This window comes from Klebsiella quasivariicola (assembly GCF_002269255.1).
Classification (GTDB): domain Bacteria; phylum Pseudomonadota; class Gammaproteobacteria; order Enterobacterales; family Enterobacteriaceae; genus Klebsiella; species Klebsiella quasivariicola.
The window spans coordinates 1,794,394-1,818,646 of record NZ_CP022823.1; the positions used below are offsets into that span (position 1 = coordinate 1,794,394).

The following is a 24,253-nucleotide window of genomic DNA, read 5'->3' on the forward strand; positions in this document are numbered from 1 at the left end:
GGGCTTCCGATATTATCAAAAGGGCTGTGAGTGCGCCATAAATGGCTGCCCATATATGGATAATCGTTAGCTGTGATAAACTCTGTGATTACTGAAAGCATCTCAAAACAACAAAGGAGTCGGGATGAATTCGCAATCCCAGGCCAAATCCCCTGAGCGCCTACGTGCGATGGTCGCCGGGACGCTGGCCAATTTCCAGCACCCAACCCTGAAGCATAATCTCACCGCCCTCAAGGCGCTGCACCATGTCGCCTGGCTGGACGATACCGTTCATATCGAGCTGCAGATGCCGTTCGTCTGGAGCAGCGCCTTCGAAGCGCTGAAAGCCCAGTGCAGCGCCGAACTGCTGCGCATCACCGGGGCGAAGGCTATCGACTGGAAGCTGACTCACAGCATCGCGACGCTTAAGCGGGTGAAAAACCAGCCCGGGGTTAATGGCGTGAAGAACATTATTGCCATCAGCTCCGGCAAAGGCGGCGTTGGTAAATCCTCTACTGCCGTAAACCTGGCGCTGGCCCTGGCCGCGGAAGGGGCGAAGGTGGGCATTCTGGATGCCGATATCTATGGTCCGTCGATTCCGACCATGCTGGGCGCCGAAGACAGTCGCCCGACTTCGCCGGACGGCACCCATATGGCGCCGATCATCAAGTATGGCCTGGCCACCAACTCTATCGGCTACCTGGTGACCGACGACAACGCCATGGTCTGGCGTGGTCCGATGGCCAGCAAGGCGTTGATGCAGATGTTGCAGGAGACCCTGTGGCCGGATCTCGACTACCTGGTGCTGGACATGCCGCCGGGCACCGGCGACATCCAGCTGACCCTGGCGCAGAACATTCCGGTGACCGGCGCGGTGGTGGTCACCACGCCGCAGGATATCGCGCTGATCGACGCCAAAAAAGGCATCGTGATGTTCGAGAAAGTGGAAGTGCCAGTGCTGGGGATCGTGGAAAACATGAGCATGCATATCTGCAGCAACTGCGGGCACCACGAGCCTATCTTCGGCACCGGCGGCGCGCAAAAACTGGCCGAGAAATACCACACCCAGCTGCTGGGCCAGCTGCCGCTGCATATTACGCTGCGGGAAGATCTGGATAACGGCACGCCGACGGTGGTGGCGCGTCCGGACAGCGAGTTTACCGACATCTACCGCCAGCTGGCGGGCCGGGTGGCGGCCCAGATGTACTGGCAGGGAGAAGTGATCCCGGGTGAGATTGCCTTCCGCGCCGTTTAAGGCGGCGGCGAGCGCATCAGCCAGTATCTGCCCTCGGGCGACGCGCCCTGTGCTTCGATGGTCCAGCCATGACGCTGGTAGAAGCGCAGGGCGTTTTTATTTTCCATCAGGCACTTCAGCGTTCCGCTGGCGGTAAAGGTCCGTTCGACCTGCGCCAGCAGCGCGCTGCCGATATGTTTGCCCTGCCAGTCGGGGTCGACAAACAGATGGTGAAGGAAATTATCGGCGGTCCATACGGCGGCAAAGCCCACCGGCTGGCCGTCGCATTCTGCCACCCACAGCTGTTCATCCGCGGTGGCGGCATCGAAATCCTCCAGCCGCCACGCCGCGGCGGGAAGCCAGGTCCACGACACACTGCGCGCCCGCAGGAAGATCTGGCGCAGCGCGGGAGAGTCCGCTGGCTCGCCGGGTCGCACGTGGAGGTTGCGCGGATCAGCGGTGATAGAAGATCTCGCCATCGTACACTTTGAGGATTTTGCCTTCGGTATCGGTGATCAGCACGTAGTTACCGCCCATGTAGGTCCAGTGGCTACCGGCGTCCGGCGCTGGCAGATTACGCTGCTGCCACTGTTTGATGTTGTATTCCGGGGTGAGGTACATCGGCGGAACGGTGTCACCGATGTGGAACTGGGTGAAGTCGGCGGTGAACTCTTTCAGCGCATACTGATCGATCCCCGCGGCAGTAGCCGTCCAGCTGGCGCCAGCGGTGGCAAGAAGTACGCCCAGAAGCATCATTTTTGTTTTACGCATAGTTTCCTCAATATTACCTGGACTCAAAATAGCAGCCTCGTATCATTCCTGATGCGTTGCTGAAATGGCAAGCACTGGATTTTTAAAAAGTGTAAGCAAAACACGGCGCAAGTCTTGCGCCGCTTGCGTTGCGGCGACGGTAATGCGTATTTTGGGATCAATCTGAAGCAGGGGAGAATCGGCATGTTCAGGCTGGAAGATCTGACCTTATTTGTCCGCGCCGCGGCACTGGGCAGTTTTAGCGACGCGGCGCGCGAGGCCGGGCAGCAGCCGGCGCAGGTGAGCGCGGCGATTAAACGTCTGGAGACGATCCTCAATATTCGCCTGTTTGCCCGCTCAACGCGCAGCCTGCGTCTGACGCCGGAGGGGGAGACCTGGCTGCCCTATGCCACCCAGATGCTCGATACCCTCGAGGCCGGCCTGCAGAAGATCCAGACCCCGGACGATGAAATTCGCGGCATGTTGCAGATTGCCGTGCCGTCGGATCTCGGGCGTAACCTGCTCCTGACCCTGTTCCGCGATTTCCGCCAACGCCACCCGGCGCTGCGTCTGCGGCTGCTCTTTTCCGATCAATTAACCGACGTGTTTAAAGATCCGGTGGACGTCGCCTTTCGCTATGGCAATAACGACGATGCTTCGTTTATCTCGCTGCCGGTGGCGCCGGAAAATCGCCGGGTGCTGGTGGCCTCGCCCGAATGGATTGCCCGCCACGGCGAGCCGCAGACCCTCGAGGAGCTTGGCCAGCACAATGCGTTGATCTACATTTTGCGCGGCCGGCCGTTCGACCGCTGGTCGCTCAGCCTGGACGGCGTGGTTCAGCAGCAGAAGGTTTCCGGCACGGTGATGAGCGATGACGCCGAGGTGATCCGTCGGCTGGCGGTGGCCGGGGAGGGCATCGCCTATAAATCGATGCTCGACGTCAGCGACGATCTGCGGGCGGGGCGCCTGCGGCGCCTGCTGCCGCGCTATCAGGGGGATGTAGTGCCGTTGAATCTGATTTGTCCGCACCGCAAACAGCTCTCTGCCGCGGTGCGTTTGTTATATGAAGAGGTGAAATCACATTGTGAAGGACTTAATGCCTGACTAAGGTCGCGAAGTAATACACCAGCGGGACAGCCAGCACCCACAGGCCAATCGGGATTTCCCGCCACTTGCCGGCGATAGCCTTGATCACAATGTAAAACAGCAGCCCGCCGGCAATCCCGGTGCCGAAGCTGTTGGCGATAAGCGTAATCATCACCATCATCAGCACCGGCAGCCCGTCGGTGAAATTGCCAAGATCCACTTTGCGCAGGCCGCTGAACATGTTCAGGCCAATCAGGATCAGCGCCGGGGCGGTGGCTTCTTTCGGGATCATCAACGCCACCGGCGTGAACAGCAGCATCAGCAGGAACATTACCGCCGCCGACAGGGCGGTGAGGCCGGTTTTGCCGCCCGCTTCCGCTGCCGCCGAAGACTCAATCAGCGCCGTCGCCGCCGGGATGCCCACCCACGGGCCGAGCGCCGCGGCAATCGAATCGACCATAAACGGGCGATTAATCTGCGGCATGTTGCCTTCGTCATCCAGCAGCCCCGCCTCGCCGCCCACCGCCAGCGTTGTCCCCATGGTGGAGAAAAACTCAGAGGCGAAAAAGACGAACAGGAACGGCAGGAAGGCGATGTTTAACGCCCCCAGCAGGTCAACCTGTTCCAGCACCGGGGTTAGCGAGTGGGGGGCATCGATAAAACGTGTCGGCAGATGGGTGACGCCGAAGGGGATGCCCACCAGCGTGGCGAAAAGAATGGCCCACAAAATGGCGCCCGGTACCTTACGCGCCTGCAGGGCTATCGCCAGGAACAGGCCGCACAGCGCCACCAGCGCGCCAGGGGCGAGAAAGTCGCCGAGCGTCAGCGCGTTGGTTTTCGCATTGGCCAGCACCAGCCCGGCATTGCGAAAGCCGAGGACGGCGACAAACAGGCCGATGGAGGCCGTCAGCCCCAGCTTGATCGACTGCGGTACCGAGCGGGTGACCACTTCACGCAGGCCAAAGCGGGTCAGCAGGAAGAAGAGGATCCCCGACCAGCAGGCAATCCCGAGGCCAGTCTGCCAGCCAATCCCTTCGCTACCGGCCAGCGTCACCCCCACCAGCACCGAGCCGCCAATGCCCGGGCCGACGATAAACGGCAGGTTGGCATAAAACGCCATCAGCAATGAGCCAACGACGAAGACCAGAATGGTGCCGGTGGTGGCGGCGCCTTTGTCCATCCCGCCGATCGCCAGCAGTCCCGGAATGACCACCAGTAAATAGGCGGCGGCGAGAAAGCCGGTGATCCCGGCCAGGCATTCGGTGCGTAGCGTGCCGCCGCGAGCGCGCAACGCAAAGCGGCGCTCCAGCCAGTTAGCGCGGGCGGAAGAGTGAAGTGTGTTATCGGCCATGCTCAGGCTCCCTGAGGATTATTGTTGTGATCGATTGGCTCCGGGATCTCCCGGCAGGCTATCAACGGGTCGACAATCTGACGGCTGCCGCCGTCGGTCAGACCCAAATCGGTTAAATGCGGCCCGGCGTTACAGGCAAGGCAGGTGCCTTCAATGGCCTTGAAGACCCGGTACGGCGGCTCCCAGTCGGCGACTTGGCTGCTCAGATCGCGCAGCGCGCGGAACTGACGCGCCAGCTCGGGGGCCGGAAGATCCGACAGCATGCCGGCAATCGGCATCGCCACAAGGGCGAGGATCTCGCCCTGTTGCGCCAGCGCCATCCCGCCGCCGGAGGCGATAAGCTGGTTGGCCGCCCGCGCCATATCATCAGCGTCGCGTCCGAGCACCACCAGATTGTGCGAGTCATGGGAGTAGCTGGTGGCGATGGCGCCGCGCAGCTCGCCCCAGCCTTCGAGCAGGGCGATTTGCGGCGTCGCCTGGTGGCGGCCATGGCGGTGCTTAACCCAGATCAGGCTGAAGCCGGCGGGCAGCTGGACCTTTCCGTCACGAACCTGCACTTCCACTTCGCCCCACTGGGTGAAGCGCGCGCCGCGGATATGGCGCAGGCGGGCGACGCCGTGGCGAATGCCCTGGAGGCGCAGAACAAAGTCATCGGCGCACAGGGGGGCGATCTGTAAGGTATCGCGCGGCGGGGTGACGCCCGGCGCGGGGGCGATCGGCTTTAGCAGGCGGCCGGCATGGGCCAGCCGTTCCCCTCCAACGTAGACTTCACGGGCCACCAGTTTCTCCAGGGAATCAAACACCACCAGGTCGGCGCGCCGTCCGGCGGCAATCAGCCCGAGGTCGTGGCGCTGCAGGCGAATAGCGGCGTTGAGGGTGGCGAAACGCAGGGCGTCGACCGCCGGTAAACCGTGCTCGATCAGCAGATTAAGCAGGGCGATGATCCCGCCTTTCTCCAGCAGCATATCCGGCGGCACGTCATCGGTGCAGACGGTGATTTGCGAGGAGAGGTGCGGCAGCGTGTTTAACGCCGCGACGATATCCGGCAGCAGATAGGGGTGCGAGCCGCGGATCTCGATCGTCAGCCCGGCGCGCAGTTTTTCCAGCGCATCGTCCGCCGAGGTCAGTTCATGATCGGAGGTGACGCCGGCGGCGAGGTACGCCTGCAGGTCAGCGCCGCTCAGGCCGCGGGCGTGGCCTTCAATCAGTTTGCCGCTGTTAAGACCGGCCTGGACAATCTCCTGCATCCGCTCGCTACCGTGCAACACGCCGTGCATATCCATCACTTCCGCCACACCGCGCACTTCCGGCCAGCCGAGCATGGTTTCCATCTCCGCGCCGGCGAAATCGGCACCGGACATTTCGAGGCCGGGCGTGGAGGGGACGCTGGACGGGCCGGCGACCATCACCTGCAGCGGCAGATGGCGGCTGGCGTCCACCGCGTAGCGCACGCCAGCGACGCCGAGGACGTTGGCCAGCTCATGCGGATCCCAGAACACCGCGGTGGTGCCCTGGGTGAGGACGATTTCGGCGTAGCGCTCCGGCGGCAGGTGCGAGCTTTCGAGGTGGACATGGGTGTCCATCAGGCCAGGCGACAGGTAGCTGCCGGCCAGGGAACGCACTTCATGGGCGTCGGCGCGGCTGCCGCGCGGGTGGACGCTGGCGATCATCTCGCCGACGATACCAACGTCAGCGGGGCGAATTTCGCCCGTCGCCATATCGACAATCTGCGCATCGACCAGCAGCAGATCAAACGGGGATTCGCCGCGCGCGGCCTGCACGGCGCGACGGCGGACTTGAGCATTGCTGGACATAACCACTCCGGCACAAGGATAATGCGGATACTCTAGGGGCACAGCAAACGTTTGCCCAGATGAATAAATTTATCACCCGATAAGCTCGGGTTATTGTGCAGGACCAGCGTAGCGAACCCGATGATGAACGAACCCTGGCAGCGTCTGCCCGCGCTCTCTCTTAAACAGCTTCAGTATTTCGTCACCCTGGCCCAGCTGCGCCACTTCACCGATACCGCCAGTCGGCTGGCGATTAGCCAGCCGGCGCTGAGCAGCGCCCTGCGGCAGATTGAAACGGTGCTCGGCGGCAAGCTGGTCAACCGTACCGCTTCGGCGGTCACCCTGACTGAACTGGGGGCGGCGATTTTACCCCACGCTCAACGGATCCTCAGCGTGGCGCAGGCAGCCTTTTTCGATATGCAGCAGATCGTCGAGGCGGGCGGCGACGGGACGGTGCGCATCGGTCTGGTGCCGTCGGTCAGTTCGCTGCTGTTTCCGCTGCTGCCGCAGACTCTGGCCCAGGCCTTTCCGCGTCTGCGTATCGAATTTCACGATCAGACCAACGATGCGCTTATCCAGGCGCTGCAGCGCGGCGAGATTGATTGCGGCATCGGGGCGATCGACAGCTCACTGCCCGCTGAACTGCTGGTCTATCCGCTGCGCGAAGATCCCTTCGTGGCGGTGCTGCACCGTGACGATCCGCTGGCCGCGCAGGCGCACTTGCCGTGGAAACAGCTGGTGGGGCGGGATATGGCCGTGTTCTCGAAAGGTAATATTCAGCGGCTGGTGGCGGCATTAGTGGAAAGCCATCGCCTGACGCTGACCACACGCTACCAGGTGGACTATATCGAAACCCTGTATGGCCTGGTGCGCTCGCGTCTGGCGGTGGCGATCCTGCCAGAGCTGTACACCACCCATCTGCAGGACCCGGCGCTAAAGGTCGTTCACCTGCAGCAGCCAGCGCTGACCCGTACGGTGGCGCTGATGCGCGGGCCGCAGGCCCTGCCGCCGCTCATTGAAGCCTGTTTTTCCCTGCTGCAGGCCGAATTGCGCCAGGGCAGGTAGGCGAACCGCCTCTTTTTGTGCGTTGAGCGGTGGCAAAAAAATCCCCCGCGACCAGACCGGCGACGGGGGATGTCAGCGTCAAACGCTTACGGTGTGACGATATTGAACCAGAAGGCAAAGGTGTCCATATAGCTCAGCATCTCGTCGAGCTTAGCGCCATTACCGCTAATCTTGACCTCGCCCTGAGCCTCAGCCTGCTTCAGGGTTTCCTGCTTGAGGATAATCTTATTCAGGGCATCGCGACTCAGGGCGATGCTGGCATCGGCATTGTCCGCCACCGCATTGGCGGTATGGTTTAACACACCGTTTTCCAGCTCCAGTTTGTACTTGCCGCCGTCTTTGCCCAGGTCGATGTTGAAGACCGCTTTCGCCGCCCCGGCTTTTTCGCCATTGATATGCACCGCGAGGTAATCGAAGAACATTTCTGGCGTCATCGCCCGCACGGTATCCGGGCTGGCGGTGTTTGGCGTCGGCAGTTTCTGCACGCCGTTACGCAGCTCCTGGGCGCCGGTGAGGTAGAAGTTGCGCCAGGTACCGGCTTCCGCCTGATAGCCGAGCTGCTCAAGGGCGTCGGCTTCCAGATCGCGCGCCTGCTGATTGTGCGGATCGGCGAAGACGATTTTGCTGGTCACCTGGGCCACCCAGCGGTAGTTCCCCTGCTGGTAGTCGGCTTTGGCTTTCTGCATGATCGCATCAGCGCCGCCCATATATTCCACGAACTTCTTCGCCGCCTGTTCTGGCGGCAGCTCGTCGAGGGTGGCCGGGTTGCCATCAAACCAGCCGAGATAGAAGACGTAGGTCGCTTTTACATCGTGGCTAACGGAACCGTAGTAGCCGCGGCTCGACCACTGTTTCTCCAGGGAGTCCGGCAGCCTGAAGCTGGCGGCGATCTCATCGCGGGTCATGCCTAAGTTCGCCATCCGCAGAGTCTGGTCGTTGATATAGCGATACATATCGCGCTGACCTTTCATCAGCTTAACGATATTATCGTTCCCCCAGGTCGGCCAGTGGTGCTGAGCGATAATCACTTCCGCCTCGTTGCCCCAGCGGTCGATGGCGGCGTTGATGTATTTCGACCACGCCAGCGGATCGCGGATTTTGGCGCCGCGCAGCGAGTAGGTGTTGTGCAGGGTATGGGTCACATCCTCTGCCGCCTCGATCATTTTCTTCTCTTTGACATACCACAGCATTTCCGACGGCGCTTCCGAGCCCGGCGCCATCATAAAGTCATAGGTCAGGCCGTCGATCACCTCCTGCTGACCGGTATGGGTAATGTAATGGGTCGGCGGGATCAGCGTAACGGTTCCTGCCGAGGTGGTGGTGCCGAGGCCAGCGCCGACCTGGCCCTTGGCGTCCGGCTTCAGCAGGTTACCGTACATATAGCTGGCGCGGCGGCTCATCGCAGTACCGGCCATGATGTTCTCGGAAACCGCTTCCTCCATAAAGCCCGCGGGGGCGTAAATCTTCACTTTACCGGCTTTCACGTCGGCTTCATTGACTACGCCGCGGATACCGCCGTAGTGGTCCACATGGCTGTGGGTAAACAGCACCGCCACCACCGGTTTTTTCGGCCGGTGGGCAAAATACAGCGCCAGCGCCTCTTTAGCCGGTTCGGCGCTCAGCAACGGGTCGATGACCGTAATCCCGGTTTTACCTTCGATAATCGTCATATTGGAAAGATCGAGATTACGGATCTGGTAAACGCCGTCGGTGACTTTGAATAAGCCGCCGATGTTGAGCAATTGCGACTGTCGCCACAGGCTGGGATTGACGGTGTCTGGTGCCTTTTCACCTTCTTTAACAAAATTATATTTGGCGGGATCCCAGATAATATTTCCCTGTGCGCCTTTGAGCATCGTCGACGGCAGAGGGGCAATAAAACCCTGATGGGCATTATTAAAGTCGGTTTTATCCGCGAACGGCAGTTTGCGGTATAGCGCCTGGTTCGCCTCACGCGTGGCCGGTGTGGCATCCTGTTGTGGCGCGGCGGCGAAGGCGGTGATTGATAAAGAGGATAACATTCCGGCCAGGGCCAGGTTTTTGGCTATCTGATTTAATTTCATTACTATCTCTCAGGTAATTTATTCCGCGGAAATAAAAGCAATATTTCCCGTTTTTAAAATGAATGGCTTGTGGTTTATTCTAAAGACAAATATTGCGCTGAATAGTCCCATATGGGACTGGCGCGTGGTCGCTTAAGGATCCGCTCGTCTTTGCCGGAGGAGGACTGCTATACTGTTGCTAACGGCAAAGGCGAGGGCAGAGGATGAATTTTCAGGAAATACATAGTTATTATAAAACGTTAGCCATCGCCGACTTTTTTGCCGACATCGTTACGGAAGGTGAAGAGATTATTCTTACCGCCAATAAAAAATGGCGCCCGGAGTTGGGTTATATTTATTTTTGTACCGAGGGTTCGTTATCAATATTAATGCCGGATGATGGCTTGAGTATTGGTAATTCCATTGAGCATATGCCAATTGGCCTGATGGAGCGGTATTGCCCGCTGGCGAAATTTGAATATACCGGCAGCGCTCCGGTGACGCTGCGTAAAATTACCTACGCGACCTTCGATCGGCTGTTTATTGCCAATCACCCACAGCGCGTTGAGGCGCTGGCGAAAGTGCTGGTGTTCATGAGTATCTTTACCATCGATCTGCACAATGAACGCCGCCAGGTCACCAGCTATCAGACGATTCGCCCCATGCTGTATCGCTATCTGTATCGACAGCATACGCATGAGGGGGAAAATGAGGGGCTGGCGTTATTTATCATCAGGCGTACCAATCTTTCACGCACCCATGTGTTTCGCGTGCTGGCGGACTTAAAGGCGGGAGGATACATCACCATGAAACGCGGCAAGCTTGTCTCTATCGATCGACCGCTGCCTGCAGAGTACTAAACGTCGCTGAGAAGGTAACAAGGCGGCATTCTCCGCCCTGCTACCCACGACGCCAGTCAGCGAATCATTACGGCGTTACAATGTTAAACCAGAAGTCAAACGGGTCCATATAGCCCAGCATTTCATCGAGTTTAGCGCCGTTACCGCTGATTTTAACTTCCCCTTTCTCTTCCGCCTGCTTCAGAGTCTCTTCTTTGAGAATGATTTTATTCAGGGTGGCGCGATCCAGCGTCAGGGTGGTATCGGCCTCTTTCGCTTGCGCATTCGCGGTGTGGTTCAGCACGCCGTTTTCCAGCTCCAGCTTATATTTGCCGCCGTCACTGCCCAGATCGATATTGAACACCGACTTCGCGTTACCTGCTTTCTCGCCATTGATATGCACCGCCAGGTAATCAAAGAACATTTCCGGGGTCATGGCGCGGACGGTGTCCGGGCTGGCGGTATTCGGGGTCGGGCCTTTCACCACACCGTTACGCAGCTCCTGGGCGCCGGTGAGGTAGAAGTTACGCCACGGGCCGGATTCCGCCTGATAGCCTAGCTGCTCCAGGGCATCGGCTTCCAGATTACGCGCCTGCTGGTTATTAGGATCGGCGAAGACAATTTTGCTGACCACCTGGGCGACCCAGCGGTAGTTACCCTGGTCGTAATCCTCTTTCGCTTTCTGCAGGATGGCATCGGCGCCGCCCATGTACTCAACGAATTTCTTCGCCGCTTCTTCCGGCGGCAGTTCGTCGAGGGTGGCAGGGTTGCCGTCGAACCAGCCGAGATACAGCACGTAGGTGGCCTTCACATCGTGACTGACCGAGCCGTAGTAGCCGCGGTTAGCCCAGGTGTTGGCGAGGCTGTCCGGCAGCGTAAAGTTAGCGGCGATTTCATCGCGGGTCAGGCCTTCGTTAGCCATCCGCAGGGTCTGATCGTTGATGTAACGATACAGGTCTCGCTGGCTCTTCAGCAGGTTAACCACGTTTTCGTTGCCCCAGGTCGGCCAGTGGTGCTGAGCCATAATGATCTCAGCCTTATCGCCCCAGCGAACGATCGCCTGGTTGATATATTTTGACCACGGCAGCGGTTCACGGATCTTCGCCCCGCGCAGCGAGTAAGTGTTATGCAGGGTATGAGTGACATCTTCTGCGGATTCGATCAGTTTCTTCTCTTCGATATACCACAGCATTTCTGACGGTGCTTCGGAGCCCGGCGCCAGCATAAAGTCGTAGGTCAGGCCGTCGATGACTTCTTTCTGGCCGTCCTTGTCAATAATGTTGGTTGGCGCAATCAGGGTGACGGTACCCGCAGAGGTAGTGGTGCCCAGACCGGCGCCCACCTGGCCTTTGGCGTCGGGTTTCAGCAGGTTGCCGTACATATAGCTGGCGCGGCGGCTCATGACGTTCCCGGCCATGATATTTTCCGCCACGGCGGCTTCCATAAAGCCGGACGGCGCGTAGATTTTCACGTTGCCCGCTTTGACGTCGGCTTCATCAACCACGCCGCGCACGCCGCCGTAGTGGTCAACGTGGCTGTGGGTGTAGATCACCGCGACGACCGGTTTTTTGCCGCGGTTTTGGTAGTAGAGATCCATCCCAACTTTGGCGGTTTCTGCCGAGACCAGCGGGTCAACGACGGTGAGCCCCTCTTTGCCCTCTATGATCGTCATATTGGAGAGATCGAGGTTGCGGATCTGGTAGACCCCATCGGTCACTTCAAATAGGCCGCTGATGTTGATCAGCTGCGACTGCCGCCACAGGCTCGGGTTCACTGTCTCCGGCGCTTTTTCCCCTTCTTTGATGAAGGCATACTGACCCGGATCCCAGATGATATTGCCTTGTTCGCCTTTAATGACCTCCGGCGGCAGGGCGGCAATAAAGCCTTTATGCGCATTGGTGAAATCGGTGTTATCGGAGAAGGGGAGTTGATTGTAGAGGGCATCGTTCGCTTTTTTGGTCGCTTCGGTCGCCTCTTTGGCTGACGTATCCGCCCAGGCGGCGAAAGCGAGACTATTTAACAAACCCGCTAACGCTAACCCTTTAACTATCGGGGTCAATTTCATTGGAATCCTCATTAATGGCATGGTTCGTTCGGTTTAACCGATATAACGCAGGTGACTGTTTGTTACAGATTTTTTAAATATAACTATGCATTAACAAACATCCATTTTTGTTTACAAAAAAAGTGAGCTTTACTCCTTATGTAGTACGGCTACAGAAGGGAAAAGAAATCAGGTTGGCTTGTGTTACCGCGCCACATTTCGTACCCTGCTGACTGAAAATGTTGTACCGCTTTTATGACTCGGGGTGCCCTTCTTCGTTGAAGGCTGAGAAATACCCGTACCACCTGATCTGGATAATGCCAGCGTAGGGAAGTCAGAGACCGCAGGGTCATTGCTTCCCCCTCGTCTGGCGGGAGCAAACCATGCCTGAATTGCTGAATCCTGCGTCTGTCGCGCACCTGCGCCATCTGCTGCGCGCCCATTCCCCCCTTGTGCACTGCATGACTAATGACGTGGTGCAGACCTTTACCGCCAATGTCCTGCTGGCCGTCGGCGCCTCGCCGGCGATGGTGATCGATCCCCGCGAAGCGGCGCAGTTTGCCGCTATCGCCGATGCGCTGTTAATTAACGTCGGTACCCTGACCGAAGATCGCGCGGTGGCGATGCGCGCCGCGGTGGAACGCGCCCGCCAGGCCGGCAAGCCCTGGACGCTGGATCCGGTGGCCGTCGGTGCCTTGACCGTGCGCACGGCCTTTTGTCACGAGCTGCTGGCCCTGCAGCCGGCGGCCATTCGGGGCAATGCCTCTGAAATTCTGGCACTGGCCGGGATGAGCGCCGGTGGGCGCGGGGTGGATACCACCGATACGGCCGCCGCGGCGCTGCCGGCGGCCCAGGCGCTGGCCCGCCAGTTGACCACCATTGTGGCGGTTACCGGCGAGGTGGATTACGTCACCGACGGCGAACGGGTGCTTAGCGTGGCGGGAGGCGATGCGCTGATGACCCGGGTGGTGGGCACCGGCTGCGCGCTGTCGGCGGCGGTGGCGGCAAGCACGGCGCTGCCGGGAGACCAGCTGGAAAATGTAGCCGCTGCCTGCGGGCTGATGAAGCAGGCCGGGGAGATCGCCGCCCGCCAGGGAGGCCCTGGCAGCTTTATTCCGGCGTTTCTCGACGCGCTGTATCAGGAGGTGCAGGGATGAAACGTATCAACGCCCTGACTATTGCCGGCACCGATCCCAGCGGCGGGGCCGGTATCCAGGCCGATCTGAAAACCTTCTCCGCGCTGGGCGCCTACGGCTGCTCGGTGATCACCGCCCTGGTGGCGCAGAATACCCGCGGCGTGCAGTCGGTCTATCGCATCGAACCAGATTTTGTGGCGGCGCAGCTCGATTCGGTGTTCAGCGATGTGCGTATCGATACCACCAAAATCGGCATGCTGGCGGAGACCGATATTGTGGAAGCTGTGGCCGAGCGGCTGGCGCGCTACCGGGTGGCCAACGTGGTGCTGGATACGGTGATGCTGGCGAAAAGCGGCGATCCGCTGCTGTCGGCCTCGGCGGTGGAGACCCTGCGTCAACGATTGCTGCCGCAGGTGTCACTGATCACGCCGAATCTGCCGGAAGCGGCCGCGCTACTCGATGCCCCCCATGCGCGCAACGAGCGCGAGATGCTGGAGCAGGGGCGGGCGCTGCTGGCGCTGGGCTGTGGCGCAGTATTGATGAAGGGCGGCCATCTCGACGATGCCGAAAGCCCGGACTGGCTCTTCACCCGTGAAGGGGAACAGCGGTTTACCACGCCGCGGGTACAGACTAAAAATACCCACGGCACCGGCTGCACGCTCTCTGCGGCGCTGGCGGCGCTTCGCCCGCGTCATGCGGACTGGGCGGCCACCGTCGCCGAGGCGAAGGCCTGGCTGTCGGCGGCCCTGGCGCAGGCCGACTCTCTGGAGGTGGGCCACGGCATTGGGCCAGTGCACCATTTCCACGCCTGGTGGTAAATGGCAGCGCAACGGGACAGCAGAATCTCCTGAAAAAATGGCCCCCCGGCTGGAAAATAGGCTAAGTCGGTACCAGGCTTAACCTGCCCAAAAAAATTGGGTTGGGATAATGCATGCCGGCTTCGGCCGGCCTTACGGGAGATTGCTATGACTGATATTGCGCAGTTGCTTGGCAAAGATGCCGACAGCCTTTTACAGCACCGTTGTATAACCATTCCTGCCGACCAGCTGTATCTGCCGGGCGCAGATTATGTTGATCGGGTGATGGTGGATAACAACCGACCACCGGCGGTGCTGCGGAATATGCAGACTCTATACAATACTGGACGCCTGGGGGGGACCGGCTACCTTTCCATTCTGCCGGTCGACCAGGGCGTAGAGCACTCGGCGGGCGCCTCCTTCGCCGCCAACCCGCTGTACTTTGATCCGAAAAATATCGTCGAGCTGGCCATTGAGGCCGGCTGTAACTGCGTGGCGTCGACCTACGGCGTTCTTGCCTCCGTGTCGCGCCGATATGCGCACCGCATCCCTTTTCTGGTGAAGCTCAACCATAACGAAACGCTGAGCTACCCTACCGAATACGACCAGACCCTCTACGCCAGCGTTGAGCAGGCGTTCAATATGGGCGCCGTGGCCGTGGGCGCGACGATCTATTTTGGCTCGGAGCAATCGCGTCGCCAGATAGAAGAGATCTCCGCCGCCTTTGAGCGGGCGCATGAGCTGGGCCTGGTCACCGTGCTGTGGGCCTATCTGCGTAATTCGGCGTTCAAGAAAGACGGCGTCGACTACCATGTTTCCGCCGACCTGACCGGGCAGGCCAACCATCTGGCGGCCACCATCGGCGCCGATATCGTTAAGCAAAAGATGGCGGAGAATAACGGCGGCTATAAAGCGGTTAACTTCGGCTATACCGACGATCGGGTGTACAGCAAACTGACCAGCGATAACCCTATCGATCTGGTGCGCTACCAGCTGGCGAACTGCTATATGGGCCGCGCCGGGCTGATTAACTCTGGCGGCGCGGCGGGCGGGGAGACCGACCTTACCGACGCGGTGCGCACGGCGGTGATCAATAAACGCGCCGGCGGCATGGGGCTGATCCTTGGCCGTAAAGCGTTTAAGAAATCGATGGCCGACGGCGTGAAGCTGATCAATGCCGTGCAGGACGTCTACCTTGACGGGAAAGTGACTATCGCCTGATAAGCCCCACGCTCGTCGGGTTCCCCGGTGGCGCGACGCGCACCGGGGTTAACGTTTTGTATGGGTCTTCAGCCTGCGCCGTTAGCGGGTCAACAGCCAGCGGGCGGTATGTTCATCGGTCACCAGACCATTGATCCAGCCGCCTTTAAGGGCCGCCAGGATCGCCGGCCGTTTGTATTCTCCACACGCCGCGGCAATACGCGGGCAGTGGTTCTGACGGATATCATAGCTGGTGATCATGCGGTTGATCTCGCTGTCTACCACGTTGCCTTCCGCATCAATAAACCGTCCGAGGATCTCCCCGATGCCGCCGCGCGCGGTCAGCTCATCCATTTGCGCCTGATTAATAAACCCGTCCTTAAAAATTGGACTTTGCGTGCCCAGGGGACCAATGCCGACAAAAATTACGTCTGCCTCGCGGGCGACGCCGGAGACGCTGCGGAATAAGCGGTTGCTGCACCACATCTCATACTCCTCCGCGCTCTGGGCGTAGCGCGGCGCCGGCCACTGATAGTACTTGGCCTTTATTTTGCGGGTTAGCAGCAGGGGCACGTCATCGTAATAATTGCACTGCCCGTCGGCATTCATGGCGCTGATCAGCGCCACGCAGCGGGTATTCAGGCTGTCAAAATCGATGCGCTGCAGCGCTTTTTTCAGGGTCAGGCCCGAGCCCAGACCGATAATTTTCTCTTTATCATCCTGTAAATAGCGAGCCATCAGCTGATAGCAGCCAAACGACACGCTATCGAGGGTGCTCTCTTCGCTGAAGGCGGGGACCACATTGCACTCGATCAGTTGATACTTTTCCTGCAACAACTGCGCATAATCGAGGCAGTTTGCCACCGGATGGTGCAGATTAATCGACACAATCCCTTCTTCTTTCGCGGCGGCGATCAGCCGTTGCACCACCGGTCTGGAGGTGCCCAGCTGGCTGGCGATCTCGCTCTGATTCTGACCGGCGATGTAGTACATCCACGCGGCACGCACCTTCTGATCCATCCGGATATCGTCTTCTTTACTCATGGTTTCCCGCCCTAAGTTGCTGACCAGGGCTCGCAATTGGCCCGGCGAATACCCGCATTCTCGCCGTGGTTGGGATAACTGGCAAGCTTTTGCTCTTATCTGGTCATTTGTAATTTAATTGGGTAATTGTTCTTTTGTGATCCACGGCTCTTATTTTGGTCAAATGATCAATTACAGTGGCGCCATCAACTCAAGGAGAGCAGAACATGAACAATCAATTCACTTGGCTTCACATCGGTCTGGGTTCTTTTCACCGCGCGCATCAGGCGTGGTATCTGCATCGTCTGATTGCGTCCGGGGATAAGCGCTGGCACATCGCGGCGGGAAATATTCGTAACGACGCCGAGCAGGTGGTCCAGGCGCTGGCGGCGCAGGGAGGACGTTACGTCCTGGAAACCGTCAGCCCGGAAGGGGAGCGCGACTATGAAGAGATCACCTCAATCCAGAAACTGCTGCCGTGGCAGGCCGGGCTGCAGCCGCTGATTAACGAGGGGGCAAACCCGCAGACCAAAGTTATCGCCTTTACCGTGACGGAAGGGGGGTACTACCTGAACACCCGCCATCAGCTGGAAACCAGTAACCCCGATCTGCAGGCCGACCTGCAAGGCGAGTGCAAAACCATTTACGGTACCCTCGCGCGGATCCTGGAAAAACGCATGGCGGACAACGCCGGGCCGCTGACCCTGCTCAACTGCGATAACGTGCGCCATAACGGCGAGCGTTTTCACGACGGGATGGTGGAGTTCCTGCAGCTCACCGGCAAACAGGCGGTCATTGACTGGATGGCGGCCAATACCACCTGTCCGAACACCATGGTGGACCGCATCACCCCGCGTCCGGCGGCCGATCTGCCGGCCCGTATCAAAGCGCAAACCGGGATTGATGACAAAGCGCCGGTGATGGGGGAGACCTTTATCCAGTGGGTGGTGGAGAACCACTTCCGTGATGCCCGCCCGAACCTGGAAGCGGTCGGCGTGGAGATGGTCGAGTCGGTCATCCCGTATGAAGAGGCGAAAATCCGCATTCTGAACGCGTCGCACAGCTGCATTGCCTGGGCGGGAACCTTAATTGGCCAGCAGTATATTCATGAAAGCACGCTGACCGATGCTATCTACGCCATTGCCGACCGCTACGTCACGGAGGATGTCATCCCGTGCCTCGGCGATAACGGCATTGATTTGCCGACCTACCGGGATGTGGTGCTTAAGCGCTTTACCAACCCGTATATCCAGGACACCAACCAGCGCGTCGCCGCCGATGGCTTCTCGAAAATTCCGGCGATGATCGCCCCCACGCTGCAGGAGTGCTATCAGCGCGGCGTTCGCCCTGAGGCGACCGCCATGCTGCCGGCGCTGTTCTTCGTCTTTATGGAGCAGTGGCATAAGGGAACGCTGCCGTATGAGTACCAGGACGGCATCCTGGATGCGCAGGCGGTGCATGAAATGTATGAGGCTCAGGATCCGGTGGCTGTCTACGCTCGCGATAAAGCCCTGTTTGGTGACCTGGCCAACAACGCGGATTTCCTGGCGCTGATGCGCGAGAAAGTCGCCGCCGTTTACACGCTGATTAAATAAGAGGTGGCTATGTATCTGGGTATCGATCTCGGCACATCGGAAGTCAAAGCGCTGGTCATTGATGAGAACTATGAGGTTATCGCCAGCCATAGCGCGCCGCTGAGTATTCAGCGGCCCCATCCGCACTGGTCAGAACAAGCGCCGGAGTTATGGTGGGAGGCGACGGAGTATCTGATGACCACGCTGCGGGAAAAATGCGCGCAGCACTGGCCGGCCATCAAGGCGATTGGCCTCTCCGGGCAGATGCACGGCGCGGTGTTGCTGGATGAAAAGGGGGAGACGATCCGTCCGGCCATTCTGTGGAACGACACCCGCTGCGCTGCAGAGTGCGCCGAGCTGGAGGCGATGGCGCCGGAGCTGCATCAGGTGGCGGGAAACCTGGCGATGCCGGGCTTTACCGCGCCGAAGCTGCTGTGGGTGCGCCGTCACGAGCCGCAAAACTTTCAGCGCACCGCCACGGTGCTGCTGCCGAAGGATTATCTGCGTTACCGGATGACCGGGAAGAAAGTCTCCGATATGTCGGACGCCGCCGGGACGCTGTGGCTGGACGTGGCGAAGCGCGACTGGTCCGACGCTCTGCTGGATAAGTGCGGCCTGTCACGCAGCCAAATGCCGACGCTGGTCGAAGGCTGCGAGGTTTCTGCCACCCTTGACCCGCAGGTGGCGGCGCGCTGGGGGCTGAACGCCTCGGTGGTGGTGGCCGGGGGCGGCGGTGATAACGCGGTCAGCGCCATTGGCGTCGGCGCGGTCTCGCCGGGGGATGCGTTTATTTCGCTAGGTACCTCCGGGGTGCTGTTTGTGGTGACCGACGCCTATCGTCCGGCCCCGCAGTCGGCGGTACATGCGTTTTGTCACGTGCTGCCAAACCTGTGGCACCAGATGAGCGTCATGCTGAGCGCCGCCAGCTGTTTGCAGTGGTTCTGCCGCCTGACCGGTACCACGGAAGTGGCGCTGCTGGCGGAAATTGCCGAACTCAGCGAGGAGGAGAAAGCCCACGCTCCGTTCTTTTTGCCCTATCTCTCCGGTGAACGTACTCCGCATAACGATCCTGATGCGCGCGGCATGTTCTGGGGCCTGACCCACGCCAGCCTGCGCGCGCAGCTTGGCTACGCGGTGCTGGAAGGGGTGAGCTTCGGTATCAACGACGGCCTGCAGGTGTTGAAAGAGAGCGGTACGTCGATCGCGCAATGCTCGCTGGTGGGCGGCGGCGCCCGCAGTCCGTTCTGGGCCCAGCTGCTGGCCGATATTCTCGCTATGCCGGTGGTGACCCATAAAGGGGGAGAGACGGGCGGCGCCCTGGGTGCGGCGCGGCTGGCCTGTCTGGCAGCGGGCAAACCGATTGCCGCGGTGTGTGAGAAACCGGAAGTCTGGCAGACCTGGCGTGCGGATCCGCTTCGCCACCACTCTCTGATGCAACGCTACGCGCAGTTTAAGGCGCTGTATTTTAACGATCTGAGTTATCGGCAGCACTGATTTTCATCATAACAGCCGCTGCGTTGCACGTCGCGGAGCGGCCACCCTGTACCCTGAAAACGAGGTCATTATGTCTATCAATAATAAACAGTGGCTCGGTTTACCCCTGAACCTACTCTGGGGATACATTGCCATTGCCGTATTTATGACCGGCGACGGTTTTGAATTAGCCTTTCTGTCGCACTATATCAAAGCGCTTGGCTTCTCCCCGGCGGAGGCCTCCTTTGCCTTTACCCTCTACGGCCTGGCCGCCGCGCTGTCGGCGTGGATTTCCGGCGTGGTGGCGGAAATTATCACTCCGCTGAAAACTATGATGATTGGCTTCGTGCTGTGGTGCGTGTTCCACGTGCTGTTCCTCGTTTTCGGCCTCGGTCACGCCAACTATGCGCTGATCCTGATTTTCTACGGAATCCGCGGCTTCGCCTATCCGCTGTTCCTCTACTCATTTATCGTGGCGATTGTCCATAACGTCAAAAGCGACAATGCCAGCTCGGCCATCGGTTGGTTCTGGGCGGTGTATTCCATCGGCATCGGCGTGTTCGGCAGCTATATTCCGAGCTTCACCATTCCGCACATTGGCGAACTGGGGACGTTGTGGCTGGCGCTGGCCTTCTGCGTCACCGGCGGCGTGATTGCCCTGGCTTCCCTGCGCCATATTCAAACGCCGCAGCATATGCAGAATCTCACCACTCGCCAGAAGTTTTCCGAGCTGGGACGCGCCGCGACGCTGCTCTATACCAACCGCAATATTCTGCTGTCGAGCATGGTAAGGATTACCAATACCCTCTCGCTGTTCGGCTTTGCGGTCATTATGCCGATGATGTTTGTCGATGAGCTGGGCTTCACCACCTCGGAATGGCTCCAGGTATGGGCAGTCTTCTTCTTCACCACCATTTTCTCTAACGTGCTGTGGGGGATCCTGGGGGAAAAACTGGGCTGGATGAAGGTGGTGCGCTGGTTCGGCTGCATCGGTATGGCGCTCTCCAGCCTGGCGTTTTACTACATTCCTCAGCACTTTGGCCATAGCTTTGCGATGGCGCTGATCCCCGCCATCGCCCTCGGGATCTTTGTCGCCGCCTTCGTGCCGCTGGCCGCCGTGTTCCCGGCGCTGGAGCCGAAGCATAAAGGCGCGGCCATTTCGGTTTATAACCTGTCGGCGGGGATGTCGAACTTTCTCGCGCCGGCGATTGCCGTGGTGCTGCTGCCGTTCTTCAGCACCATCGGGGTGGTGATCGCCTATACCGCATTGTACGTGGTGGCCTTTTTCCTCTGCGCTTTTATCCGCGTGGAGCAGCCGGGGTTCTCCCATAAGGAAACGACCGCCTCCGAGCAGGTTGAATTCTCTTAGGTGATGCGGCTGGCATGAAGCGCATGCCAGCCTTAATGAGGTGAACGAATGGATATGCAGGCGGTTATTTTTGACATGGACGGCGTGATTATTGATTCCGAGGCGCTGTGGCGACAGGCGCAGATTGACGCCCTCGCGCAATGGGGAGCAACGGCGAGCGTGGATGAATGTGAAACCCTGACCAAAGGCAAACGTCTTGATGAAATCGCCGGCACCTGGTGCCGCTATTTCCAGCTCAACCTTGCCCTGTCGTTGCTGGAAGACGCCATAATGCAGCGCATCACCGGCCTGATTGCCGCGAAAGGCGAACCGATGCGCGGGGTGCTTGAGGCGTTACGCTATTTTCGCGAGGCGGGCTATCAGATTGCGCTCGCCACCTCATCATCCCGCCAGGTTATTGCCGCGGTGCTGAACAAGCTCTCGCTCTGGCATTTTTTCGACGTGGTCTCCAGCGCGGATGATGAACCACGCGGCAAGCCGCACCCGGCGGTGTATTTGACGACGTTGCGTAAGCTCAACCTTGCGGCCAGCCAGTGTCTGGTGATTGAGGATAGCTTTACCGGCTTTTGCGCGGCCCAGGCCGCCGGTATTCCCACGGCGGTGGTTGCCGAAGACAGCCAGCAGGAGCGCTATCAGGCCGCCGTGGGTCGGTATCAAACCTTACCTGAACTGCTGGAAGCGCTTACCGCGGAGCCAGCGGTGGCGGTATAAGTCAGCCATTTGTGGGCGCAGACATTCCCGGGATGTAGCTGGTCGGTTAATCTCTTCTCTGCGCTCACACCCCTTTTATTGCCTTAATCCGCTCAGGAGCTGCACCGGCATCCGTCGCCGTACCGGTGTTGATGCCGGGTGGCGGCTGCCGCCTGACCCGGCCTACATTGACTCACCGGCTGGCGCGGCGCTTATTCGGGCGACATAAAATGTGCGGACCATAGGCCCGGCCAGCGCAGCGTCGCCGGGCGATGGGCTCCTGTCCGCCTCAGCGTAGCAGCGGGCAGTCGGGCGGCAGTCGGCAGCGCAGGGCCGCCGGTAACAGCTCCATACGGAAGGTTTTGCCGCTGAGCGGCTCGCCGTCAAGGTTAAACGTCATCTCATGGGGGGCGGTGATCTCAAACCACGAGGAGACACCGTCAACAATATTCGGCGAGTTTTCCGGATTCGCCAGCGTGCTGAACAGGGCAGGGATCAGCTCTTCGCCGGTGAAAATACGTAGATGCAGCAGACCATCGTTAATTAACGCCTCCGGACACAGCTGCTGGCCGCCGCCCGCCTGGCGGCCGTTGCCGATGCCGATGACCAGCGCATCGCCCTGCCAGTGAAAGTTCTCCCCGCGGATCTCACAGCGGTCCGGCTTCAGGGTATCCATACGCATCAGGCCGTGGATTAAATACGAGACACCGCCGAGCGCGGCTTTGAGTTTTTCCGGCGTTTCGGTGGTGATCCGGGTGCCGAACCCGCCGGTCGCCATATTAATAAAGCCGGTTTTATCATTAACCCGGGCGATATCTATCGGTACATCGCGGCCGACGATCGCCAGCTTCAGGGCGCTGGCCAGATCCTGTGGAATACCGACGCTGGTGGCGAAGTCGTTAGCCGTGCCCAGCGGTAAAATCCCCAGCGCCATGTTGCTGCCGCGCTCCACCAGCGCGGTCGCCACTTCATTAATGGTACCGTCGCCGCCGCCGGCGATCACCGTTTCAACATTCAGCTGCCGGGCTTCATCGATATAGCGCACGGCATCGCCCTTTTCCCAGGTAACGCGGACGTGAATATCGATCCCTTCGTCGCGTAACAGGTTAACCGCCTCGCGTAGCTGCGGTTCATTGGCACCTTTGCCGTTAAGGATCAGTAAGCTGGCTGGAAACGTAGACATCATCAAGGGAACCTTTATTGCTCAGTGTTGCATAAAGTGTACCGCATGACGAAAGCGAGGACCGAAGGAGAGACAAAAAAATAAGCCCGCGTAAGGGAGATTACGCAGGCTAAGGAGGTGGTTCCTGGTACAACTAGCATTTATGGGTTATGTTTTTCAGCGAAATGGATGATACCTGTTTCAATCGAAACGGTATGTGATCCGATTCTAATATCCTTACATCGTGAAAAAATAACGCAAATTAACTAGTTACCGTGCGGGTTTCTGGTTGTCTGACCAGTAAAGTTGCGCATCAGCAGCGCATACTGCAGGGGCAGGTCGTCCGGCACAGGCAACCATACGGTATAACCGTCGCCCGGAGCCACCGGCATGGCTTCACCTTTGCCATTTTCCATATGCTCGAGGGTGAAGTTGACGTTACCCTGCGGGGTCATCAGCTCGAGGCTGTCGCCGACGCTGAACTTATTTTTTACCGCCACGGCCGCCAGCGGGCCGTTACGCTCCCCGGTGAATTCGCCGACAAACTGCTGGCGCTCGGAGACGGAGTAGCCGTACTCGTAGTTCTGATAATCGTCATGAGTATGGCGGCGCAGGAAGCCTTCGGTATAGCCACGGTGGGCCAGCCCTTCCAGCGTCTCCAGCAGGCTGGTATCGAACGGTTTGCCGGCGGCGGCATCGTCGATCGCTTTGCGGTAAACCTGAGCGGTGCGCGCGCAGTAGTAGAAGGATTTGGTGCGGCCTTCGATCTTCAGCGAGTGAACGCCCATCTGGGTCAGACGCTCAACGTGGGCGATAGCCCGCAGATCTTTCGAGTTCATGATGTAGGTGCCGTGTTCGTCCTCAAAGGCGGTCATGTACTCGCCTGGACGTTTAGCTTCCTCGATCATAAACACTTTATCGGTCGGCGCGCCGATGCCGAGGGTGGGCTCCACGGTCTGCACCGGGATCGGCTCATATTTGTGGACGATATTGCCGACGTCGTCTTCTTTACCTTCCGCCACGTTGTATTCCCAGCGGCAGGCGTTGGTGCAGGTCCCCTGGTTCGGATCGCGCTTGTTGATATACCCGGAGAGCAGGCAGCGGCCGGAATAGGCCATGCACAGCGCGCCGTGGACGAAAATCTCAATCTCCATCTCCGGCACCTGGCGGCGAATCTCTTCGATTTCATCCAGCGACAGTTCACGGGAGAGGATCACACGGGTCAGGCCCATCTGCTGCCAGAATTTAACCGTCGCCCAGTTGACGGCGTTGGCCTGCACCGAAAGATGGATCGGCATATCAGGAAAGTTTTCCCGCACCAGCATGATTAAACCCGGATCGGACATGATCAGCGCGTCCGGACCCATCTCCACCACCGGCTTCAGATCGCGAATAAACGTTTTCAGCTTGGCGTTATGCGGGGCGATGTTGACCACCACATAGAATTTTTTACCCAGCGCGTGGGCTTCATTGATGCCGAGCTGCAGATTTTCGTGATTGAATTCGTTGTTACGCACGCGCAGCGAGTAGCGCGGCTGGCCGGCATAAACGGCATCGGCGCCATAGGCGAAAGCGTAACGCATATTTTTCAGCGTTCCCGCCGGGGAGAGGAGTTCAGGTTTAAACATGGTGTTCTCGTTCTGATG

The 24,253-nt window shown here is 59.3% G+C and carries 20 protein-coding genes and 1 riboswitch; of the genes, 11 read left to right on the top strand and 9 right to left on the bottom strand.

Features of this window, described 5'->3' with window-relative positions:
* Positions 1-124 precede the first annotated feature (124 nt).
* A complete protein-coding gene (apbC, locus tag B8P98_RS09090; RefSeq protein ID WP_025713094.1) occupies positions 125-1,234 on the top strand; it encodes an iron-sulfur cluster carrier protein ApbC in 1,110 nt (369 codons plus the stop codon).
* Here the strand turns inward: apbC and B8P98_RS09095 are convergent.
* Together B8P98_RS09095 and B8P98_RS09100 are read right to left on the bottom strand one after the other, a co-directional pair.
* Positions 1,231-1,692: a GNAT family N-acetyltransferase gene (locus B8P98_RS09095; RefSeq protein ID WP_025713093.1), complete on the bottom strand. Its 462-nt coding sequence runs from the start codon at positions 1,690-1,692 to the stop codon at positions 1,231-1,233. The two genes, apbC and B8P98_RS09095, sit on opposite strands and share 4 nt — an antisense overlap.
* Complete coding sequence (locus tag B8P98_RS09100; RefSeq protein WP_025713092.1) at positions 1,667-1,984, bottom strand: RcnB family protein; 318 nt, start codon at positions 1,982-1,984, stop codon at positions 1,667-1,669. The genes B8P98_RS09095 and B8P98_RS09100 overlap by 26 nt, the downstream gene beginning before the upstream one ends.
* A 183-nt stretch (positions 1,985-2,167) precedes the next feature.
* Here B8P98_RS09100 and B8P98_RS09105 point away from each other — a divergent pair, with 183 nt between their 5' ends.
* Positions 2,168-3,067: a LysR family transcriptional regulator gene (locus B8P98_RS09105; protein ID WP_080897450.1), complete on the top strand. Its 900-nt coding sequence runs from the start codon at positions 2,168-2,170 to the stop codon at positions 3,065-3,067.
* On the opposite strand, the gene B8P98_RS09110 is transcribed toward B8P98_RS09105, so the two are convergent.
* Positions 3,057-4,400 (bottom strand): NCS2 family permease, encoded by a 1,344-nt coding sequence (locus B8P98_RS09110; protein ID WP_080897451.1) that lies wholly within the window; start codon positions 4,398-4,400, stop codon positions 3,057-3,059. The genes B8P98_RS09105 and B8P98_RS09110 overlap by 11 nt on opposite strands.
* A 2-nt stretch (positions 4,401-4,402) precedes the next feature.
* A complete protein-coding gene (locus B8P98_RS09115; protein ID WP_095032892.1) occupies positions 4,403-6,214 on the bottom strand; it encodes an adenine deaminase in 1,812 nt (603 codons plus the stop codon).
* A 120-nt stretch (positions 6,215-6,334) separates the two neighbouring features.
* On the opposite strand from B8P98_RS09115, the gene B8P98_RS09120 reads away from it, so the two are divergent.
* Positions 6,335-7,258 carry a LysR family transcriptional regulator gene (locus B8P98_RS09120; RefSeq protein ID WP_117125817.1) on the top strand — a complete coding sequence of 308 codons (924 nt, stop codon included), beginning with the start codon at positions 6,335-6,337 and terminating at the stop codon, positions 7,256-7,258.
* 86 nt (positions 7,259-7,344) lie between these two features.
* Here the strand turns inward: B8P98_RS09120 and B8P98_RS09125 are convergent, their stop codons facing one another.
* Positions 7,345-9,321 (bottom strand): alkyl/aryl-sulfatase, encoded by a 1,977-nt coding sequence (locus B8P98_RS09125; protein WP_025713087.1) that lies wholly within the window; start codon positions 9,319-9,321, stop codon positions 7,345-7,347.
* Positions 9,322-9,524: 203 nt separating this feature from the next.
* Here B8P98_RS09125 and B8P98_RS09130 point away from each other — a divergent pair, with 203 nt between their 5' ends.
* A complete protein-coding gene (locus B8P98_RS09130; protein WP_025713086.1) occupies positions 9,525-10,160 on the top strand; it encodes a helix-turn-helix domain-containing protein in 636 nt (211 codons plus the stop codon).
* 67 nt (positions 10,161-10,227) lie between these two features.
* On the opposite strand, the gene B8P98_RS09135 is transcribed toward B8P98_RS09130, so the two are convergent.
* A complete protein-coding gene (locus tag B8P98_RS09135; RefSeq protein WP_095032893.1) occupies positions 10,228-12,204 on the bottom strand; it encodes an alkyl/aryl-sulfatase in 1,977 nt (658 codons plus the stop codon).
* Positions 12,205-12,434: 230 nt separating this feature from the next.
* A riboswitch (TPP riboswitch) is annotated at positions 12,435-12,532 on the top strand.
* A 34-nt stretch (positions 12,533-12,566) separates the two neighbouring features.
* Between B8P98_RS09135 and thiM the strand changes: the two genes are divergently transcribed.
* The 3 genes from thiM (at position 12,567) to fbaB (ending at position 15,337) form a co-directional block, all read left to right on the top strand.
* The gene (gene thiM / locus B8P98_RS09140; protein ID WP_080897456.1) at positions 12,567-13,340 is read left to right on the top strand and encodes a hydroxyethylthiazole kinase; all 774 of its coding nucleotides are present in this window, start codon (positions 12,567-12,569) and stop codon (positions 13,338-13,340) included.
* Positions 13,337-14,137, top strand: a complete 801-nt coding sequence (thiD, locus tag B8P98_RS09145; protein WP_080897457.1) for a bifunctional hydroxymethylpyrimidine kinase/phosphomethylpyrimidine kinase — start codon at positions 13,337-13,339, stop codon at positions 14,135-14,137. Before thiM ends, thiD begins: the two co-directional genes overlap by 4 nt.
* Positions 14,138-14,284: 147 nt before the next feature.
* Positions 14,285-15,337, top strand: a complete 1,053-nt coding sequence (fbaB, locus tag B8P98_RS09150; RefSeq protein ID WP_025712743.1) for a class I fructose-bisphosphate aldolase — start codon at positions 14,285-14,287, stop codon at positions 15,335-15,337.
* 81 nt (positions 15,338-15,418) lie between these two features.
* On the opposite strand, the gene B8P98_RS09155 is transcribed toward fbaB, so the two are convergent.
* Complete coding sequence (locus B8P98_RS09155) at positions 15,419-16,360, bottom strand: sugar-binding transcriptional regulator (protein WP_025712742.1); 942 nt, start codon at positions 16,358-16,360, stop codon at positions 15,419-15,421.
* A 206-nt stretch (positions 16,361-16,566) separates the two neighbouring features.
* On the opposite strand from B8P98_RS09155, the gene dalD reads away from it, so the two are divergent.
* From dalD to B8P98_RS09175, 4 genes are all read left to right on the top strand, one after another.
* The gene (dalD, locus tag B8P98_RS09160; protein ID WP_025712741.1) at positions 16,567-17,934 is read left to right on the top strand and encodes a D-arabinitol 4-dehydrogenase; all 1,368 of its coding nucleotides are present in this window, start codon (positions 16,567-16,569) and stop codon (positions 17,932-17,934) included.
* A 9-nt stretch (positions 17,935-17,943) separates the two neighbouring features.
* Positions 17,944-19,407, top strand: coding sequence for a xylulokinase (xylB, locus tag B8P98_RS09165; RefSeq protein ID WP_025712740.1), 1,464 nt, complete (start codon positions 17,944-17,946; stop codon positions 19,405-19,407).
* A gap of 70 nt (positions 19,408-19,477) precedes the next feature.
* Positions 19,478-20,755 carry a D-arabinitol transporter gene (gene dalT / locus B8P98_RS09170; protein WP_080897460.1) on the top strand — a complete coding sequence of 426 codons (1,278 nt, stop codon included), beginning with the start codon at positions 19,478-19,480 and terminating at the stop codon, positions 20,753-20,755.
* 48 nt (positions 20,756-20,803) lie between these two features.
* Positions 20,804-21,466, top strand: coding sequence for an HAD family hydrolase (locus B8P98_RS09175; protein WP_080897461.1), 663 nt, complete (start codon positions 20,804-20,806; stop codon positions 21,464-21,466).
* A 268-nt stretch (positions 21,467-21,734) separates the two neighbouring features.
* On the opposite strand, the gene yegS is transcribed toward B8P98_RS09175, so the two are convergent.
* Positions 21,735-22,631: a lipid kinase YegS gene (yegS, locus tag B8P98_RS09180; protein WP_165931776.1), complete on the bottom strand. Its 897-nt coding sequence runs from the start codon at positions 22,629-22,631 to the stop codon at positions 21,735-21,737.
* A 242-nt stretch (positions 22,632-22,873) separates the two neighbouring features.
* Positions 22,874-24,235, bottom strand: coding sequence for a prephenate-dependent tRNA uridine(34) hydroxylase TrhP (gene trhP / locus B8P98_RS09185; protein WP_080897462.1), 1,362 nt, complete (start codon positions 24,233-24,235; stop codon positions 22,874-22,876).
* Between the last annotated feature and the right edge of the window lie 18 nt (positions 24,236-24,253).